The organism is Rhodococcus erythropolis R138, from assembly GCF_000696675.2.
Taxonomy (GTDB): domain Bacteria; phylum Actinomycetota; class Actinomycetes; order Mycobacteriales; family Mycobacteriaceae; genus Rhodococcus_F; species Rhodococcus_F erythropolis.
This window is the reverse complement of the sequence record NZ_CP007255.1, coordinates 403504-423441: the sequence shown is the minus strand read 5'-3', so window position 1 is coordinate 423441 and position 19938 is coordinate 403504. Positions and strand designations below refer to the sequence as shown.

Below are 19938 nucleotides of genomic sequence, written 5' to 3'. Positions count from 1 at the left end.
GACTGAAGGCAAGGACGGACATTGATGTCGCTTTTCTCGGGTAACCGAAACACTTGTGCACGCGCGATCGCGGTCGGCGCCTTGGCGCTCGCCGCGGGTGGCGCGCTGGTCGCGTGCGGTAGTGACGACTCCACTGCAACCTCCAATCCGGTCACCACGACGTCCGCTGCGGCTTCGTCCTCGAGTGGTTCGGCGTCTGCGTCCGCCTCTGCGACCACGACGGCGTCGGCTGCGCCCACCAGTCCAGGAGCAGCAGCCACCGCGCCGCCGGAGCAGCCGCAGAGCATCGAAGGCTTCCCGGGCCCCACAGTCGTCGAGGTCAGTCCAGAGGCACAGAAGTTCCTCGACGGACTGAAGGCGAAGGGCATCACCCCAGCCGGTGACGGAAGCATCGCCGTCAACACGGCCAATTACATCTGCGCTGCCGGTCCTCAGACCGACGACGAGGTCCTGACCTTCGTGACTGCCTTCGTCGGCCAGGAAGCGTCGGCGGAAGGCAAGCAGATCACTCCCGAGCAGGCAGGTGCGAACGCTCAGATCTATATCGACGTCGCCAACACCACCTACTGCAAGTAGGCGCGGGTCATGGCGAGGTCTGGAAAGCGTCGTGGGTGCCTGATCCCGCTGCTGATCATTCTTGTGGTCGCAGCGGTCGTGATCGGCGGTTGGTACATCCTGGCCGGGCGGGTGCCTTCGCCGACTCCGATCCCGCCGAGTCCGGAGCCACCGGTGTCTCAGCCGGCCAGTTGCCCCGATGTCCAGGTAGTAGCCATACCGGGTACGTGGGAGTCGAGCGCTACCGACGACCCGTACAACCCGACGGCCAATCCGGCGTCGTTGATGCTGAACGTGACCCGTCCTCTTCAGGAGAAGTTCGATAGTTCGAGGGCCGACGTCTACACCGTTCCTTACGTCGCACAGTTTTCGAATCCGGTTGCGATCCCGCCGGACGGACAGCAGTCCTACAACAACAGCCGGGCTGCGGGAACTGCTGCCACTAACGACTTTCTGATGAAGCGGCACGCCGAGTGCCCACTCACGAGCTACGTCCTGACCGGATTTTCCCAGGGCGCGGTGATCGCGGGTGACGTCGCCGCGAGTATCGGCGACGGTACCGGCGCGGTGCCTGCCGATCTGGTTCTGGGCGTCGGCTTGATTGCCGACGGTCGGCGCGATCCGGCGTTCGGGAACACGGTTGGCCCGAGCGTTGCCGGTGTCGGCGCCGAGCTGTCGCTGAACGGGCTGAAGCTTCCCGGTCTCACGATGACCGGCCCGAGGCCAGGCGGATTCGGTGACCTCAACGACCGGACTTATCAGATCTGCGCGCCGAGCGACGGTATCTGCGACGCTCCGGCCGCCGCTCTCAATCCGACCAACTGGTTGAGTTCGGCGCCGCGGCTTCTCGAGTACTACAACAACCCTGTGCACGCGATGTACAACTCCTTCCAAGTCGATCCGAACGGCACGACGGCCACCCAATGGATGGCACAGTGGGCTGCGGAGAAGATCGACGCCGCACCGACACCGCCCCACAGTTGAGTCACCGCCGCACTGTTGATTCGTCACAATCGGGCGTCTCGGGAGTTCGCTCGCGGGTAATCTGCTCGTTTGGTCCCGGTAGAGTGCTGCACGGTCCGGGGGCGTCCTCTACAGTGCTGTCACGTAAGTGACTGGCGAGTAGGTTCGATTTGTCCGGTTTCGAAGTCCGAGTACGACGTACGTGTCCATCACAGGAGAATCGCTATATGAGTTCCACCCACGGCAGCGATGCCCTACGCAAATTCCGGTTTGCGGCCGGTGGCGAGGGCAACGCCGAAGAGGGTGGTGCGCGACGTTTCGTCAAGCTTGCGCAGAAGGCCGAGGAACTCGGCTACGACTCGTTCATGATTCCGGACCACCTGGGTAATCAGGTCGGACCGATCGCCGCTCTGGGAGCGCTCGCAGTGGCCACGGACAAGATCCGTCTGGGCACTGCCGTGTTGGCCAACGGCTTCCGTCATCCTGCTGTGCTCGCGAAGGACGCGGCGACTATCGACGTGCTGTCCGGTGGTCGACTCGAACTCGGTATCGGCGCAGGCTGGATGAAGGAAGAGTTCGACAAGGGCGGCATCGCATACGAAAGCCCAGGCGTTCGCATCGAGAAACTCGAGGAGTCTCTGCAGATTCTCGACACACTGCTGCGCGGGCAGGAATGCACTTTCGAAGGCAAGCACTATCAGGTGCGTGGCCTCAAGGGCAGCCCGCGACCGCGGCAGGGCCCGCGGCCACCGATCATCGTCGGTGGCGGTGGACCGAAGATGCTCGCTCTCGCCGCGAAGTACGCGGACATCATCTCGGTCGCCACACCGACCAACCGTGACGGGCGGCTTCTGCTCTCCGGAATCACGATGGAAAAGACCATCGAACGTGTCGAGCGGATCCGCGAAGCTGCCGGCGAGCGTTTCGATGAGATCGAACTCAACTGGACCATCACCATGATCATGATCACCGACGATCGAGAGCAGGCTGCCGAGATGGCAATCGCCGCTCTGGACCAAGGTTTTCCGCCGAACATCGAAGTGGATCGTAAGCTGAGCGTGGAGGAGTTGCTGAACTCTCCATACCTGGCTGTGGGCACTTTCGAGGAAATCGCAGACCAGATTCGACTGGTCCGTGAGAAGACGTCGATGTCGTACGTCGGGGTCTTCCCGACGCAGATGGAAGCGTTCGCCCCGATCATCCCGTTACTGGCGGGCGAGTAGGCCGGAGAATACGGACGATGCGAATCTGTAACATATCGATGGTTTGGGATCGATGAAGTGATTCAGGTGAGTTGCGCACAAAGTGCGATTCGATTGATCGAAGATGGACCCGAGAGAGCGAAGGAAGTCTGGGGCGCAGGCATGAAAGACAGTGCTTGTGTGATCGCTTCGGAGGAGATGGAATGAACGCGCTGTTCGATGGCTTTCTCGACGAGAAGGGCCAGATCCGCCTGCAACCAGGCTTCACGCTGGTCGACTACGTCGAGCAACACTCGCGTGTCAACGCGGACGAGCTCGCGTATCGGTACATCGATTACTCACGCGAGCGTGACGGTGAAGCCCTGGAGCTGACCTGGGAGCAGTTCGGTGTGCGTCTGCGCGCTGTTGCAGCCCGTTTGCAGCAGGTCACCAAGCGTGGCGACCGTGTCGCGATTCTTGCGCCGCAGGGGCTCGACTACGTCATTTCGTTCTTCGCCGCCATTCAGGCAGGTTCCATCGCGGTGCCGCTCTTCGATCCGGACGAGCCTGGTCATACCGACCGTCTTCACGCTGTTCTCGGTGACTGCAAGCCGACTGCGATTCTGACTGCCGCTTCGTCGGCTGCCGGTGTTCGTCAGTTGTTCCGCTCGCTTCCCGCTGCCGAGCGTCCGCGCATCATCGCCGTCGACGCGATTCCCGACACCGTCGGTGAAACGTGGGTTCGTCCCGACATCGAGCTCGACGACATCGCGTACCTGCAGTACACCTCCGGTTCGACCCGAGTTCCCGCCGGCGTGGAGATCACCCACCGCGCTGTCGGAACGAACGCGCTCCAGATGGTCGACTCCATCGAACTCAACGAGGACTCACGCGGCGTCACGTGGCTGCCGCTGTTCCACGACATGGGCCTGCTGACGGTCATCCTGCCTGCTCTGGGCGGCAAGTACATCACCATCATGAGCCCGCGCGCTTTCGTGCAGCGGCCGTACCGGTGGATCAAGGAACTGGCTGCGGTTTCCGACGGCGCAGGCACCTTCGCCGCCGCTCCCAACTTCGCTTTCGAGCACGCTGCCGCGCGCGGCCTGCCGAAGGACGGCGAGACCCTGGACCTGAGCAACGTCATCGGCCTGATCAACGGCAGTGAGCCGGTCACGACGTCGTCGATGCGCAAGTTCAACGACGCTTTTGCTCAGTACGGTCTGCCCAAGACTGCGATCAAGCCGTCGTACGGCATGGCCGAAGCGACGCTCTTCGTCTCCTCGACCAAGCATTCCGACGAGGCCAAGGTCATCTACGTCGACCGCACGGAACTCAACAAGGGCCGCATGGTCATCGTCGACCAGTACTCCGAGAACGCCATCGCACAGGTCTCCTGTGGGTACGTCTCGCGCAGTCAGTGGGCGGCGATCGTCGATCCCGAAACTCTGACCGAGGTCCCCGACAATCACGTCGGCGAGATCTGGTTGCACGGCGAGAACATCGGCATCGGCTACTGGGGTCGCCCCGACGAGACGGCGGAGACCTTCCACAACAAGCTGGACAATCGGTTGAGCGAAGACAGCCACACCGAGGGCACGCCGGCGGATGCCAACTGGATGCGTACCGGCGACTTCGGTGTCTACGTCGACGGCGAGCTGTACATCACCGGCCGCGTCAAGGACCTCGTGATCGTCGACGGTCGCAATCATTACCCGCAGGACCTCGAGGCTTCGGCTCAGGAAGCCAGCCCCGCCCTGCGCCCCGGCTTCATCGCTGCGTTTGCCGTCCCGGCCAACCAGCTGCCTTCTGTCGTGTTCTCCAACACGCACTCGGGTCTGAAGTTCGACGACGACGATTCCTCGGAGCAGTTGGTCATCGTGGCCGAGCGTGCTCCCGGCGCAGGCAAGGCCGATCCGCAGCCGATCGCGGACACCGTGCGTGCGGCGATTTCTTCCCGTCACGGTGTTACGGCCCGAGACATCCTGCTCGTCCCCGCGGGTTCGATTCCGCGTACGTCCAGCGGCAAGATCGCTCGCCGCGCGTGTAAGGCGAGTTATATCGAGGGAACGTTGCGAGGCGGCTATCAGCAGACCGCATTCCCCGATAGCGTTTGAGGAGCAGTCCCTTCATGATCGGTGGCTTGGTGAGTTGATGGTTGAACAAGATGGTGTGCAGAGCAAAGACGTTGTGAGCGAGATGAGTGTCGCGCAGTTGCGTGAGTGGCTTCGCAACTGGATCGCCGACGCGACCGGTCAGCCGGTGTCGACGATTGTGGACGACCGGCCGCTGGACGAGTTCGGACTCGCCTCGCGGGACGCAGTTGCTCTGAGCGGAGACATCGAGGATCTGCTCGGTGTCACGCTGACCGCCACGATCGTCTACCAACACCCCACCATCGCCTCGCTGGCTACTCGGATCATCGAAGGTGAGCCCGAGGCGCCGGAGGAGACCGTCGACGCGTCGTACTACGTCTCAGGCGCCACGACGGACGCCCACGACATCGCCATCGTCGGACTGTCCACACGATTCCCCGGTGCCGGGCACACGCCTTCGGACATGTGGGAAATGCTGGCGGCCGGACGCGACGGCATCAGCGACCTCCCCGAGGACCGCTGGGCCGAGTTCATGTCGGATCCCGCCATCAAGGCCGCGGTCGAGAACGCCAACACCAAGGGCGGGTACCTCGACGACGTCAAGGGCTTCGACGCCGAGTTCTTCGCGATGTCTCCGCTCGAGGTCGTCAACGTCGATCCGCAGCAGCGCCTCGCCCTGGAACTCGCGTGGGAAGCGCTCGAGCACGCGCGCATTCCGGCCAGCGGGCTCAAGGGCAAGCAGGTCGGTGTTTTCATCGGCAGTTCCGCCAACGACTACCAGCTGCTCGCGGTCAGTGATCCGACGACGGCGCACCCGTACGCACTGACCGGAACGTCGACGGCCATCGTCGCGAACCGGGTTTCGTACTTCTTCGACTTCCGTGGACCGTCCATCGCTCTGGACACCGCGTGCTCGTCTTCGCTGGTTGCCGTTCACGAGGCTGTGCGTTCGCTGCGCAGTGGTGATTCCAACATCGCGCTGGCCGGTGGCGTCAACATGCTGCTGGCCCCTCCCGGAACCCTCGGTTTCGACCAGACCGGGATGCTCGCTCCCGACGGCAAACTGCGTGCATTTTCCGCACACGCTCAGGGAATCGTTCGCAGTGAGGGCGGCGGACTCGTCGTGCTCAAGCGTCTCGAAGACGCCGAGCGTGACGGCGATTCCATCCTCGCGGTGATCGCCGGATCCGCGGTCAACCAGGACGGCCGTTCCAACGGTCTGCTCGCGCCCAACCCGGACGCCCAGGCCGACGTGTTGCGTTTCGCGTACCGCGACGCCGGAATCTTGCCGACCACAGTCGACTACATCGAGGCGCACGGAACGGGTACCGATCTCGGTGATCCCATCGAGGCCGACGCGCTCAGCCGTGTCGTCGGTCGTGGCCGTGACGACGACAAGCCGGCTCTGCTCGGTAGTGCGAAGACCAACTTCGGGCACCTGGAAGCAGCTGCGGGCGCCGCCGGCCTGATCAAGGTCGTTCTGGCGATGCAGGAAAACAAGATTCCCGCGACGATCAACTACCTGGGCCCGAACCCGCACATCGACTTCGAGAAGTCGCACCTGCAGGTGACGCCCGAGGCCACCGACTGGCCGCGTTACACCGGCAAGGCTGTCGCCGGTGTTTCCGGTTTCGGTTTCGGCGGAACCAACGCGCACGTCGTGGTCAAGGAATACGTGCCCGCCGACGTGGCAGTCGATGAACCAGTCGTGGATGCCCCGGTAGTTGACGAACCGGCAGCAGAGGACGAGAGCACCGTTGTGCTGGCTGTGTCCGGTGCGCTGCCTTCGCGTCGTCGCCGCGCAGCTGCAGATCTGGCCGACTGGCTCGAAACCGAAGAGGGAAGCAAGACGCCCCTCGCCGACGTTGCCCGCACACTCGCGCGTCGCAACCACGGACGCTCGCGTGCCGCTGTTCTGGCGAAGACGCGATCCGAGGCCATCAGCTCGCTGCGCGCCGTCGCCGCAGGCAAGCCGGCTCAAGGAGTCTTCTCGGCCGACTCGCCGTCGCCCAAGGGCGCGGTGTGGGTGTTCTCGGGCTTCGGCTCGCAGCACCGCAAGATGGCCAAGCAGCTCTACACGGAGAACTCGGCCTTCAAGGCAGCCGTCGACGAGGTCGATGCGCTGATCCAGGACGAGGCCGGCTACTCGATGGTCGAGATGTTCCTCGACGATTCGATCGAGTACAACGTCGAGACCGCACAGGTGGGAATCTTCACCATCCAGGTCGGTCTGGCCGCATTGCTGCGTCACCACGGCGCTGAGGCCGAAGCCGTGGTTCCGCACTCGATGGGTGAGGCCGCTGCCGCATACGTGTCCGGTGGTCTGAACTTGGAAGACGCTGTGCGCGTGATCTGTTCACGTTCACGGCTGATGGGTGAGGCCGAGGGCGCACTCGTCGGTGACGACATCCGTCTGATGGCACTGCTCGAGTACAGCGCATCCGAGATCGAGGCGTTGCTGCCCACGTACCCCAAGCTCGAGGTTTGCGTTTACGCAGCTCCGACGCACACGGTGATCGGTGGACCGCAGCCGGACATCGAGGCGATCGTCGCGGCCGCCGAGGCCGACGGCAAGATGGCGCGTGTCCTGCAGACCAAGGGTGCCAGCCATACTTCACAGGTGGATCCGCTGCTCGGCGAGCTTGCCGCGGAGTTGGCCGGTATCGAGCCGACCACGTTGAAGCTCGGCGTCTACTCGTCCGTCGACAAGGACACCTTCTACCGTCCCGGTCACGAGCCGATCCATCAAGAGGCGTACTGGGTCAAGGGCCTTCGCCACAGCGTGTACTTCACCAATGCGGTACGCGGTGCAGTTGCCCACGGCCACACCACTTTTGTCGAGCTTGCACCCAACCCGGTGACGCTGATGTCGGTGGCGGCTACCGCTTTCGATTCGGGCCTGCACGACATGGAACTCATCCAGACGCTCAAGCGTAAGGAAGACGAGTCCGCGGGTGTGCTTGCCGCTCTCGCACAGCTGTACGTGCACGGCCATGCCGTGAACCTCGAGTCCTTGCTTCCTGCAGGCGATTTCGCCTCGGTTCCGCGTACTGCATTCCTGCGTAAGCCGTACTGGCTCGACATTCGCGTCAGTGCCGGCGGTTCGGCTCGCGTACCCGGCTCGCACGTCGCTCTGCCCGACGGCCGCCACGTGTGGGAGGTCGACGCATCCGCCGTCACCGATCTGGCTGTGCTCGTGAGCGCTGCTGCCGGACAGGTGCTCTCGGATGTCGCTCTCACCGCTGCCGTTCCGCACGGTGAACTGGCCGGCGCTGCGACCCTGACGACAACCCTCAACCCGCATCCGGGTGGAGCGTCGGTGCAGGTGCACGCACGCGAGGGCGCTACGTTCCGTTTGCTGTTCGATGCCGTCGTCACGTCCGGTGAGCCGCTGCCCGAGCTGGTCATTAGCGCGCCGGTCAAGACCAGTGCGCCGATGGAAACCCTGGCCGAGGTCGTCGAAGACGCCGGAGACAAGTGGGATCCGAACGGTTCGCAGAGCCTCGACGACCGCCTCAAGATCGTTGTGGCCGAGTCGATGGGGTACTCGCCGGAAGATCTTCCGGCCGAGGTTCCGCTCATCGAACTGGGTCTCGATTCGCTCATGGCGATGCGTATCAAGAACCGCGTCGAGTACGAGTTCGACATTCCGCAGCTCCAGCTCCAGGCAGTCAAGGACGCGAGCCTCAACGAGGTCAACAAGTACCTGCGCTACGCGATCGACAATCGCGAAGAGGTTCAGGCGATGGCCGACAAGCAGGCTGCCGAGAAGTTGGCAGCCGATGCGGCTGACGAGGACGCTGCTCCCGCTGAGGAGTCGGTGGAACTGCCGGCGACTGCTCCGGTTGCTGCTGCGCCTTCCGATCCTTCTCGAGCCGGAACTGCCGACGATGCCGGCTCCGATGTTCCGCCGCGAGATGCGGCCGAGCGCTTGACGTTTGCGACGTGGGCCGTCGTCACCGGGAAGTCCGCCAAGGGTATTTTCAACGATCTGCCGATCGTCGGTGACGAGGTCGCCGAGAAGCTTGCTGCTCGGCTTTCCGAGCGTGCCGGCGGCGAGATCACTCTCGACGACGTTCTCGATTCCACCACCATCGAAGAGCTCGCGGACGTCGTGCGCCAGTACCTCGAGGACGACGGCAAGATCGACGGACTCGTACGCACTCTGCGTGCCCGTCCCGAAGGTTCCACTGCCGTACCGGTATTCGTTTTCCATGCTGCCGGTGGTTCGACCGTGACGTACGAGCCTTTGCTCAAGCGCCTGCCCGCCGGCACGCCGATGTACGGGTTCGAGCGGGTCGAGGGCTCGATCGAAACCCGTGCTGCTGCTTACGTTCCGCTGCTGCGTGAGATCCAGGGCGACGGACCGTACGTGCTGTGTGGCTGGTCGTTCGGCGGCGTGATGTCGTATGCGGTCGCGAAGTTGCTGCGTGAGCAGGGCGCTGACGTGCGTGTGGTCGGACTGCTCGACACCGTCATGGCCGGCGAGGTCGTGCCGGACACCGAGGCGGAACGACGCAAGCGTTGGGAGCGCTACGGCAAGTTCGCCAAGCGCACCTACAACCTGGATGTTCCGCTGCCGCTTGACGTTCTGGCCTCCACCGAAGCGGACGAGGATCAGATCCAGATCTTGATGGACATGATCAAGATGAGCGGCGCCAAGATTCCCGGCGGCATCATCGAGCATCAGCGGACGTCGTGGTTGGACAACCGTGCCATCCAGACGGCCGAGTTCAGCAGCTACGACGGCGACGTCGTGCTCTACATGGCCGACAAGTACCACGACGAGTTGATGACGCTCGAGCCTGCATTCAAGACCCGCAAGGCAGATGGTGGTTGGGGTGACTACGTGAAGAACCTCGAGGTCGTCTACATCGGCGGGGACCACCTGCAGATCGTCGACGAGCCGTACATCGCGAAGGTTGCGGCAGACCTCACCACCAAGCTGGCCCAGATCGAGACAGCTCAGACCAAAGCAGCGGAAACCGGAGTTCAGAAGTGACGACAACCACCGCGGAGAAGCTCGCTGAACTCCGCGAAAAGTTGGAGAAGGCAAAGGAACCCGGCTCGGCTCGGGCCATTGCGAAGCGCGATGCAGCAGGGCACAGTACGCCGCGCCAGCGCATCGACATGTTGCTCGATCCCGGTAGCTTCGTCGAGGTCGGCGCCCTGGTGAAGATGGCGGGCGAGGACAACCCGTACAGCGACGGCGTCATGACCGGTCACGGAACTGTCGACGGGCGTCCGGTTGCCGTGTTCGCGCACGATCAGACTGTGTTCGGCGGTGCCGCCGGAGAGATGTTCGGCCGTAAGGTCGCCGCCGTCAACGATTTTGCACTGAAGGTGGGCTGCCCGGTCGTCGGTATCAACGATTCCGGTGGAGCTCGAATCCAGGATGCCGTTTCCTCATTGGCCTGGTACGCCAACATGGGTTCACGTCAGGAGCCCTTGTCCGGCGTCTGCCCGCAGATCTCGGTCATCCTCGGTAAGTGCGCCGGCGGTGCCGTGTACGCACCGATCAACACCGACGTCGTGGTCGCGACCGAAGAGTCGTACATGTTCGTCACCGGACCCGACGTCATCAAGTCGGTCACCGGCGAAGAGGTCAGTCTCGAGGATCTGGGCGGGGCGCGCAAGCAGGCGGAGTACGGAAACATCCATCACGTCGCTCCCGACGAGAAGGCTGCATTCGACTGGGTGCGTGAGTACCTGAGCTTCATGCCGTCCTCGTGCACGGAGAAGGCGCCGTTGATCAACCCGGGTCTCGAACCCGAGATCACCGAGTCGGATCTCGAACTCAACGCCTTCATGCCGGATGCCGACAATGCCGGCTACGACATGCACGACATCATTCTGCGGATCTTCGACGACGGAACCTTCCATGAAATCGGAGCCCAGGTCGCGCACAACGTGATAACCGGGTTCTCCCGCGTCGACGGCCTGCCCGTCGGTGTAGTGGCCAACCAGCCCACGTACCTCAGTGGCGCCCTCGATGCGGACAGCTCCGACAAGGCTGCCCATTTTGTGCGCCTGTGCGACGCTTTCAGCATCCCGCTCGTTTTTGTCGTCGACACACCAGGCTTTCTTCCCGGCGTCGATCAGGAAAAGGTCGGTGTCATCAAGCGTGGCGGGCGTTTCCTGTTCGCGTACATCGAAGCCACTGTGCCGAAGGTGACGGTGGTGGTTCGTAAGGCGTACGGCGGCGGTTATGCCGTCATGGGTTGCAAGCAGCTCGGTGCCGACATCAACCTCGCGTGGCCGACCGCTCGTATCGCCGTGATGGGCGCCGAGGGTGCCGTCAACATCATGGGACGTCGTCAGCTCGCCGAGGCGGGCGAGAACGCACCCGCGGTGCGTGCTCAGTTGATCAACTTCTACAACGAGTTCGTCGCGACGCCGTACATCGCGGCTGAGCGCGGATACATCGACGCGGTGATCGAGCCTTCGCAGACGCGTCTCGAAATCCGCAAGGCTCTGAAGTTGCTCAAGGACAAGACGATTTTCAAGAACCCGCGCAAGCACAACTTGATGCCGCTCTAATTCTTCTTGTCACCGAGGGCGTCGAACTGGCGGCGTAGCGCTTCTATCGCCGCCAGGACGGCAGGTCTTTCGCTGTCGGTCCGCCAGGCGAGGTAGATGTCGCGGCCCAGCGGCGGAAGGGTGTCGAGCATTCGAACACCTTCCGGTGGTACAACTCTCGCCAGGCGCGGGATCAAAGCGACGGCGAGGCCCTGAGCGACGAATTCGACCTGGGTGGGAAACTCGGCGACCTCGTACTCGATTCGTGGGTCGAACCCCTGCGCGCGCAGGGTCCTGACGGTGAAGGTGTGAAAGTCCGTTCCCCGGGTCCACGTCGCCCAGGCATGCTCGGACAGCTCGCTGAGCGCGACGACCTTGTTCTCCGCCAGCGGATGTGACGCGGGGAGAGCGAGCAGCGCCACGTCGTCGTACACGGGCGTGAAGGAGACTCCGTCGGGAAGTTCGACGGGCAGAGTGCTCCAACTGTCGACCACCACGACGTCGAGGTCGCGGCGAATCAGTGCGGGGAGGAGTTCTTCGGATTCGCCTTCGTTGAAGGTGATTTCGAGCTGGGGGTGCGCGTGCCTGATCTCGGCGATGGCTCGCGGCAGCACTGTCCTGCTGGGGGAGACCAGGGCTCCGATACGTACGCGGCCCGTCACCTCGCTCTGCAGCGACGCGATTTCCGCCTCGGCCTGGGCGAGCGTCGAGAGAACCTCTGCGGTTCGGCGCGCGAGGATCCGGCCCGCTTCGGTGAGTCGTACACCGCGGCCCTGCGGTTCGAGGAGCGGAAAACCGACCTCGCGCTCGAGTTTGTTCAACTGCTGCGAAATCCCGGACGGTGTGACATGCAAGGTGCGGGCGGCAGCCGCCACTGATCCGTTCTCGGCGACGGCGTGCAGGGCGCGGAGTCTTTCGAGATTCAACACAGTAGAAATGCTACCGAATATACGGTCTGAACATTTGCTTGTGCTGAATAGTTAGCGGCAGGAACATTGTCGAGTGACCACTCTGACCTCCGCGACCGCGCAGACACCGACACCCACCCGAACTCCTCGGGGGCGCATCGACCCTCGATTGCTCGTCGTCGGAGGCGCAGCCGCGATCTCGATCAGTTCGCTCCTCATCAAGCTGGCTGATGTCGGGCCCTCGACGGCCGTCTTCTTCCGTTGCTTCCTGGCCTTGCCGCCGCTGTTGTGGTTGGCGTGGCGAGAGTACCGCCGGGTGGGCAAGCCGAGCCGGCGGGCAGTCGTTCTGCAGGTGCTCGGCGGTCTGTTGCTCGGACTGGATTTCGCGTTGTGGTCGCAGTCGATTCTGATGATCGGCGCGGGTATGGCGAGCGTCGTCGTGAACGTGCAGGTGATCGTGGTGCCCGCACTGTCCTGGTTGGTGTTCGGCAATCGGGTGCCGATGCGCTTCGTCTTCGCCCTACCGTTCATGTTCACGGGAATCGCCTTGGCGGGCGGCGTGTTCGGGGGTGGGGGAACCGGCGACGAACTGCTGTGGGGAACGGCGCTCTCGCTCGTCTCCGGAATCGCGTACGGCGGTTACATCTTCGTGGTCGGCCGTACGGGCGAGGCGGATCGGGCCGCGAGCCAGGTGTTGATCTCGACGACGTCCGCGGGCATCGCCGGCTCCGTCATCGGATCACTGTGGGGCCGGATCGATTTCGTCCCGGGTTGGGAAGCGTTCGGCTGGCTCGCGGCACTGGCGCTGGTCGGCCAGGTGTTCGGCTGGATGCTGATGGGGCACTCGCTCCCTCGGCTGCCCGCCGAGGTGGGCGCGACGCTCCTGCTCATGCAACCGGTCCTCGCCGTACTGCTGGCGGTTGTGCTGCTCGGCGAACGGCCAGGCGTTGGGCAACTACTCGGGTGCGTCGTCGTTGTCGGAGCGGTCTCGGCCGTCTCCGTACGTCGCACCCGAGCAGTCACCCGAGTAGGTAGCGCAGGCTAGTGCACTCGCATCTCGCCGGGCATCCACATGCCCGAGCGGGTTGCGGTGCCCGTCTCCACCTCTGCCGGAACAGCATTCGGGAAGTACCGGTCGTAGCGCTCGAGTGATCCCCAGTCTCGTGCCCAGTCGTCCTTCAGGTACGTCGGAACCGTCGTAGCACCGGCGAGGACCTCGGTGAATCCGAGCGGTCCACCGTTGTCTGCGGACTGCCAGGTATCGGTGGAGCTGACGGCCAGGGGACGGTCCGGGAGGATGCGGAAGTTCGGCATCTCGGCCACACCGTTCTGATGTGTGAACGGACGTTGGCACGGGAACTGAAGGCCGACAGCCCAGTCCAGGAGGACCGGCTGCTCGCTGCCGATGTACGAGTCCAGGGACTCGAGCTTGGGCACGCGCGGCGGCGTGAACGCCATCCACTGATCGCCCGTGAGGTTGGGATCGAACGCGACCACCCGAACGGCATCGGCATCTGGCGCGAGTTCGTCGATCGGGATACGGACGTTGCGCCACGACGGCGCCGGGCCGATGTCTCGCGGCATGTACGAACCCTGAACCTGCACTGTTCCGTCGGGCTGAGTCTTGCCGTACTCGACCAGAAGCGACTGGCCGTACGTGATCGCACCGGTGTTGTCGACGGACCACACGCGGCCCGCTACGGACATGACCACCAGCGGTGATTCTTCACTGCGAGTGGGCAATCCGTACCAACTCGAGATGAGGGAAGCAGGTTCCTGCACGCCGGGCTGGTAGCTGCCCATGACCGGCGTCTTCGACGGATCGAGGCCGAAGGGGAGCTTGGCCGTGCTGCCGTTGACGCCGAGGTTACCGGTGCCGCCGCTGGTTCCGGCGCCGGAACCGGTGGCGAAGGTGGGGCCGACACTCTGGCTGTCGGTATTGCCCATGCCCTGCTTGACTTCGATGTAATCCGCAGTCAGATCGCTGGGAACCCCATTGGGGGAGAAGCCCTTCGAATCGACTCCGGACAACGGATCCTCGGCGTTGAATCCGGGAGCGGGCAGAGGCCGCAGATTTCCGGAATTGACGTCGGTCTCGACCAGAACGTCCTCGGCCATGCCGCAGGTCTTGCCCGCGAGTGCCTCGATGTTGCTTCGGCCCAGCGAGTACGCCGGGTACTGCGACACAGCGCCCTTGAGTAGTGAGAGCACCTCGAACAGGACCATCAGACCGGCGATCACGGTGAGCGGAGCAGCCGCGAACTTGCGAATTCGTCTGCCCTTGGCCGTGTTCGGCTTCTCGGGCGGGGCTGCAAATCCCTCACGCAGGTACTGCCAGGCGGCAAAGGCCAAGGCGAGAGCAAAGAGCGCGAGGAACAGTGTGTTGGATTCACGGCCGTCGTAGGAGATGGTCTTGTCGAACCACGGAACGCCGTAACTCGAGACGTACCAGTAGCCGTTGATGCCGGCGAACGTCAACGCGAGCATCAGGAGCAGCCCGGCCACGAACACCGATCGGTTGCGACGCGAGCGCAGGGCAGACGCGGACACTGCCACGGCGGTCAGCGCGGCGAGAGAACCGGCGATGCCCGCGTACGCACCGAAGTGGTGAGTCCACTTGGTGGGGTTGAACATCATCAGGAACATCGTGCCGAAGACGACGCCGACCAGGCGCCACGACGGACCGGTTGCCGCGCCGGGGACGCGGCCGCGGCGCAACAACACGAAGAGCGTCGTGAAGAGGCACAGGATCATCGTCAAGAACGCGAAGCGTCGGGCAACCGAGCCGTCGACCGTCTGGACGAAGAGGTAGTAGTAGCGCAGGAAGTCTTGGTACCACTCGAGATTGGGGCCGATGATCGTTCGGACGCGCGTGGCTTCCATGACGCCGGCAAAGGTCTGGTCGGCGAAGATGGCCACCAGCACGATGGTTCCGGCAGCGGCGATCGGAGCGAGAAGCGGCAGTGTGCCGACCAGTCGGTGACGCTTGACGACGATGCGCACCAACGGGCGCACACCGGCGAGAAGGGCTGCGATACACATCAATCCGGTGGGTGCGGCGGCAAGAGTGAAGGCGCCGATCAAGATTGCCGTGGCCGCCGGCAGCAGACGTCCGGTGGCGATGGCGCGCTCGATGGAGCACCAGGTGAGCAGTGCGCCGAGAGCCACGATGGGCTCGGGGCGAAGACCGTTGTTGTACGCCAACCAGAAGGACAGGAATACCAGACCGCCGGTCCACAGGGCGACGTTGCTCCGGCGAACCGCCCGGCCGAGACGCGGGACGACCTCGCGGCTGATCACCATCCAGCAGAGGATTCCGGCGAGCAGAGCGGGCAGACGCATGAACGGGCTCGCCGTCGAGATCTTCGCCATCACGGCCAGGACTTCGTAGTACCAACCGAACGGGGCCTCGGGAACGCCGAACCAACGGAAGTAGTTGGCCATGTATCCCGCGTCCGGCGAGACTCGGGCCATGGTCAGGAGATAACCGTCGTCGGCGGTGTTCGCGCCGATGAAGTGCCAGACGACCAGCGTGCCGACCACAACTCCGTCGATACCGGAGAACTTCCACCAGCGTTCGGGCAGGAAGCGTCGGTGCTTGCGGCCGTCGGTGCCGTCGAGGCGAGCCAGGGCGACCAGCGCGACGATGGTCGAGAGCACTGCCACGATCATCGCGACCAGCTTCAGGACGCTGGGGCTCGACGAGAAACGTGAGTCGATCGTCATCGAGAAGCCGAGGCCCTCGGGGGCAGCGCCGTCGGGCAGGTCGCTGAAGACGCCGACCACCTGCGGGCGGAAGTCGCCGTCGAGCTGGCCACGAATCGGGTTGCCGTCGGGATAGGTCAGGCCGACGAACTCTGCCGAGGTCCGGTTGACGTCAGAGCTGAACGCGATGGCGCCGCAGCGACTCGACTCGACGTCCTCGCGCGCTGCCGAAGCGACGACGACGTTGCGATCGAGCACGTCGACGCTGGTAGCGGACACGCGGACGAACATCGACGAGAGCGCGGCGCCGTCGCCCTGAGCAGGTGCCGTCGACATCAGGATGCCGCCGCCCTCGGGGAGCGAGCTGACCGCGGTGCAGGGGATCGACGCGTTGACGTCGATGGGAACCTGCGCCATCAGCGGTGCCTCGACGTCGCCGATCACGCCGTTCTGTGGCCAGTTGACCGTCGCCGTCGTCTGCACGACAGGAAGCAGCGGAGTTGCCAGTGCGAGTACGAAGCCGAGCAAGCCGGCGATGATCGCAACCCATCGAGTGCGATGGAAACGCTCGCGGGCATCCTGACCAGCAGGAGGCGGCGAACTCGAAGTCTGGGGTGAAGCTGTCACGGCGTCGGGCACGGCTACCGATGGTATGTCAGGGCTGAGCGTGGACCTACCGTGACCGGGTGGTTGGTAGGTCCACGCGTAACAGTTACGACTGGTAACGAATCGGGCCCGGTGTCCAGGTGCCCGACCGGGTCTCGGTGGTGACGTTCATTTGCGCGGGAACTGCGTCCGGATCGAGCGGTGTGTACTGCTCGAGCGAACCCCAGTCACGATCCCAGTCGTTGTCCAGGTAGGTGGGCAATGCCCTGGCCGAGAGCAGTTCGCTGGTCCAACCGAGCGGTCCGCCGCCGTAGTGGTCCTGCCAGGCGTTGGTGGACTCCGCGCCGATGCGGTCGGGCAGAATGCGCCACTCGGGGATCTCGGCGACGCCGTACAGATGATCGACCGGACGTTGGCACGGGAAGGCCAGACCGACGGCCCAGTCCATCAGCACCGGATCGGTGGATCCGACGACGTCCTGCAGCGTGCGCATGGTCGGCACTCGCGGCGGTGTCACCGCCAGCCACTGGTCGGCACTGATGTCGGTGTCACTGGCCACCAGACGCACGGTGTCGGCGTCTGCGGGCAGTTGATCCATCGGAACGCGCAGGTTGCGCCACGACGGCGACGGGCCGATGTCGATCGGATCGACTCGTCCCAGCGCGTCGACGCTTCCGTCGGCCTGCTTCTTGCCGTACTCGACCTGCAAGACCGCGCCGGGGGTGACGATGCCGTCGGAGTTGACGTAGCGGATTCGTCCGGCCGCGGCGACGGTGAGGAGCGGCGCGGCGTCGTTGCGCTCGGGCAGTGAGTACCAACCGGTGGTCAGTGACGCGTTCTGGGGCGCTCCGTAACTACCGAGCACCGGCGTTTTTGCGGGGTCGAGCCCGAACGGGAGCGCGACGTTGCTGCCGTTGACGCCTGAGGTCGACTGCGAGCCGCCAGCGGTTCCGGATCCGGTGCCGGGCGTGCTGGTGGTGCCGGACTGAGATGTTGTCGTGTCGAGGCTGTTTGCACTGCCTGCCGTCGAGTCCTCGGCGTCTGCGGTGAGGTCGCCGGCGACTCCGTCCGGCGAGAATCCGGTCGATTCGCTTGCACCGAAAGCTCCGGCGCCGGCGAGATCGGTGGGCCTGTCCACCAATTGCAGGACGCCGGTGTTGGGATCGGACTCCACGAGTACCTCGCCCGCGAGACCGCAGCTTCCGCCGAAGACGGATTCGATGTTGGACTTGCCGATCGAGTACGCGGGGTACTGAGCGACCGCTCCCTTGAGTAGGGACAGCACCTCGAAGAGCACGACGGCTCCGGCCGCGATGGTCAACGGTGACGGGGCGAGAAGACGAAGTCGCCTTGTCTTCTTGACGCTGTCTTCTGTGCCGTTTCGCTCGCGCGGCTCCATGACGTGGTACCAAGCTGCCAACAGCAGCGCGAGGATCGTGAGGCCGAGGAAGGCCGTCGAGAATCCCTTGCCGGCGATTGACGGCGGCTTGTCCCACCACGGCACGCCGTAACTCGAGACATACCACCAGCCGTTGGAACTGGTGAACGCCACAGCGAGGATGAACAGGATGCCCGCGGCGAACAGCGCGCGGTTTCGTTTGGAACGCATGCTCGACGCACTCACGCCGACAGCGGCGAGCACGGCAACCGTGGCGGCCAGACCGGCGTACACACCGAAGTGGTGGGTCCACTTGGTGGGGGTGAACTGCATCAGGAGCAGCGACGCGAACACGATGCCGAGGATTCGGCGCGAGGGCCCGATCGCGGTACCGGGGATCCGGCCCTTGCGCAGGATCATCATGACGCAGAAGACGAGTCCGACGATCATGACGAACATGCCGAAGCGGCGGGCCAGTGAGCCGTCGGGGGAGATGGTCATCAGTGCGTCCCACCGCAACCGCTCCTCGAACCACGGAACGTTCGGCCCGACGGCGGTTCGCACCCTGGTGGATTCGAGAACCGTTGCGAGGGTTTGATCTGCGAAGACTGCGACAAGAACCACGGTTCCGGCTGCGAGGATCGGCATGACCTGGGACAGGAAGCCGACGCGTTTGCCGCGGGCGATCAGGATCTGCAGGATCGGCCTGGCTCCGGCGATCAACGCGCCGATGGCGATCAGCCCCGAAGGTCCGGCGGCCAACGAGAATGCGGCGATCAGCACGGCCATCGCGGCGGGCAACAGACGTCCGGTGGCGATGGCGCGTTCGATGGAGCACCACGTGAGCAGGGCGCCGAGGGCAATGATGGGTTCGGGACGCAGGCCGTTGTTGTACGGCAACCAGAAGGCCAGGAACACGAGCCCGCCCGTCCAGATGGCAACCTTGTTGCGGCGCACCGCAACACCGAGTCGCGGTATCACCTCGCGGCTGATGACCATCCAGCACAGAATGCCGGCGATCAACGCGGGCAGGCGCATCCACATGCTCGCGGTGCTGACCTTCGCGAACAGCGCCAGCACGTCGTAGTACCAACCGAACGGCGCTTCGGGGACGCCGAACCAACGGAAGTAGTTCGCCATGTACCCGGAGTGCTCCGAGACTCTGGCCATGCCGAGCAGATAACCGTCGTCGGAAGTGTTGGCGCCGAACACATGCCAGAGCGCCAGCGTGCCGATCACCAGGGCGTCGATGCCGGTGAACTTCCACCACCGTGCCGGAAGGAACCGCCGGGCACGACGGCCGTCGACGCCGTCGATCCGGTGCAGTGCGTACAGCGAGACGACGGTCGAGAGTGCGGCGACGATCATCGCGAACAGTTTGAGAAGTGTGGGGCTGGACGAGAACCGCGAGTCGACGTCCATGTGGGCGGACAGTCCGGCGGGCGCTGCGCCCTGCAGGTCGGTGAAGATGCCGACAACCTGTGGGCGGTAGTCACCGGTCAGGGTGGTGCCGACGCCGTCGATTCCGGTGACCGCCGCGACGGTCTGCTCGGAGTTGGTCGTGATGGTGATCGCCGTGCACCCGCTCAGTTGATCGAGCGGAGCCGAGATCAGCACCGAATCGCGAGTGAGTGCTTCCAGGCGGTCGGCAGTGGTGCGGACGGTGAGGCCGCGGGCGTTTCGGTCCGGCGCACCGTTCGGCATGGTCGAGAGCAGTGTGCCGCCGCTGCCGCCCAACTGGCCGAGGGTGGAACAGGGAATGCTGATGTCCAGCGATGTGGGCGAGTAGGAGATCAGCGGCGACGAGACGCTGTTGACGGTCCCACCCTGCGGCCAGTCGATGCTCGCGGCTTCCTGCTTGACGGGCAGGAACGGCGTCGCGAGTGCAAGAAGCAGGCCAAGAAGGCCGGTGACTATCGCGATGAGTCGTGCCGTCCGGACTCTCTGGGAATCCGATTCTCGGGGAGCTTCGGGGCCAGTGGGCACGGGTTTCGGGGGCACTACTACTTCAGACGGCACAAGGAACGATG

Annotated in this window: 10 protein-coding genes; 7 read left to right on the top strand and 3 right to left on the bottom strand. The window is 64.3% G+C overall.

What is annotated here, in order from left to right; translation table 11 throughout:
* Positions 1-24: 24 nt before the first annotated feature.
* The 6 genes from H351_RS01940 to H351_RS01915 all read left to right on the top strand — a co-directional run bounded on the left by H351_RS01940 (position 25) and on the right by H351_RS01915 (position 11332).
* Positions 25-576: a DUF732 domain-containing protein gene (locus tag H351_RS01940; RefSeq protein WP_021342459.1), complete on the top strand. Its 552-nt coding sequence runs from the start codon at positions 25-27 to the stop codon at positions 574-576.
* A gap of 9 nt (positions 577-585) precedes the next feature.
* Complete coding sequence (locus tag H351_RS01935; protein ID WP_019746409.1) at positions 586-1539, top strand: cutinase family protein; 954 nt, start codon at positions 586-588, stop codon at positions 1537-1539.
* 206 nt (positions 1540-1745) lie between these two features.
* A complete protein-coding gene (locus tag H351_RS01930) occupies positions 1746-2741 on the top strand; it encodes an LLM class F420-dependent oxidoreductase (protein WP_019746410.1) in 996 nt (331 codons plus the stop codon).
* 182 nt (positions 2742-2923) lie between these two features.
* Positions 2924-4813, top strand: coding sequence for a long-chain-fatty-acid--AMP ligase FadD32 (gene fadD32, locus H351_RS01925; protein ID WP_003943899.1), 1890 nt, complete (start codon positions 2924-2926; stop codon positions 4811-4813).
* Positions 4814-4850: 37 nt separating this feature from the next.
* Positions 4851-9794: a polyketide synthase Pks13 gene (gene pks13 / locus H351_RS01920; protein WP_037119111.1), complete on the top strand. Its 4944-nt coding sequence runs from the start codon at positions 4851-4853 to the stop codon at positions 9792-9794.
* Positions 9791-11332, top strand: coding sequence for an acyl-CoA carboxylase subunit beta (locus H351_RS01915; protein WP_019746413.1), 1542 nt, complete (start codon positions 9791-9793; stop codon positions 11330-11332). Before pks13 ends, H351_RS01915 begins: the two co-directional genes overlap by 4 nt.
* On the opposite strand, the gene H351_RS01910 is transcribed toward H351_RS01915, so the two are convergent.
* Positions 11329-12240 (bottom strand): LysR family transcriptional regulator, encoded by a 912-nt coding sequence (locus H351_RS01910; protein ID WP_029254210.1) that lies wholly within the window; start codon positions 12238-12240, stop codon positions 11329-11331. The two genes, H351_RS01915 and H351_RS01910, sit on opposite strands and share 4 nt — an antisense overlap.
* A gap of 73 nt (positions 12241-12313) precedes the next feature.
* Here H351_RS01910 and H351_RS01905 point away from each other — a divergent pair, with 73 nt between their 5' ends.
* Positions 12314-13264: a DMT family transporter gene (locus tag H351_RS01905; protein WP_029254211.1), complete on the top strand. Its 951-nt coding sequence runs from the start codon at positions 12314-12316 to the stop codon at positions 13262-13264.
* Here the strand turns inward: H351_RS01905 and H351_RS01900 are convergent.
* Positions 13261-16563, bottom strand: coding sequence for an arabinosyltransferase domain-containing protein (locus H351_RS01900; protein ID WP_029254212.1), 3303 nt, complete (start codon positions 16561-16563; stop codon positions 13261-13263). The genes H351_RS01905 and H351_RS01900 overlap by 4 nt on opposite strands.
* Positions 16564-16636: 73 nt before the next feature.
* On the bottom strand, positions 16637-19927 hold the full coding sequence (locus tag H351_RS01895; RefSeq protein ID WP_459426308.1) for an arabinosyltransferase domain-containing protein: 3291 nt from the start codon (positions 19925-19927) through the stop codon (positions 16637-16639).
* Positions 19928-19938: the final 11 nt, after the last annotated feature.

Excerpts from the sequence above, each read along its gene's own strand:
- H351_RS01940 (WP_021342459.1), top strand. The coding sequence starts at position 25 with ATGTCGCTTTTCTCGGGTAACCGAAACACTTGTGCACGCGCGATCGCG.
- H351_RS01935 (WP_019746409.1), top strand. The coding sequence starts at position 586 with ATGGCGAGGTCTGGAAAGCGTCGTGGGTGCCTGATCCCGCTGCTGATC.
- H351_RS01930 (WP_019746410.1), top strand. The coding sequence starts at position 1,746 with ATGAGTTCCACCCACGGCAGCGATGCCCTACGCAAATTCCGGTTTGCG.
- fadD32 (WP_003943899.1), top strand. The coding sequence starts at position 2,924 with ATGAACGCGCTGTTCGATGGCTTTCTCGACGAGAAGGGCCAGATCCGC.
- pks13 (WP_037119111.1), top strand. The coding sequence starts at position 4,851 with ATGGTTGAACAAGATGGTGTGCAGAGCAAAGACGTTGTGAGCGAGATG.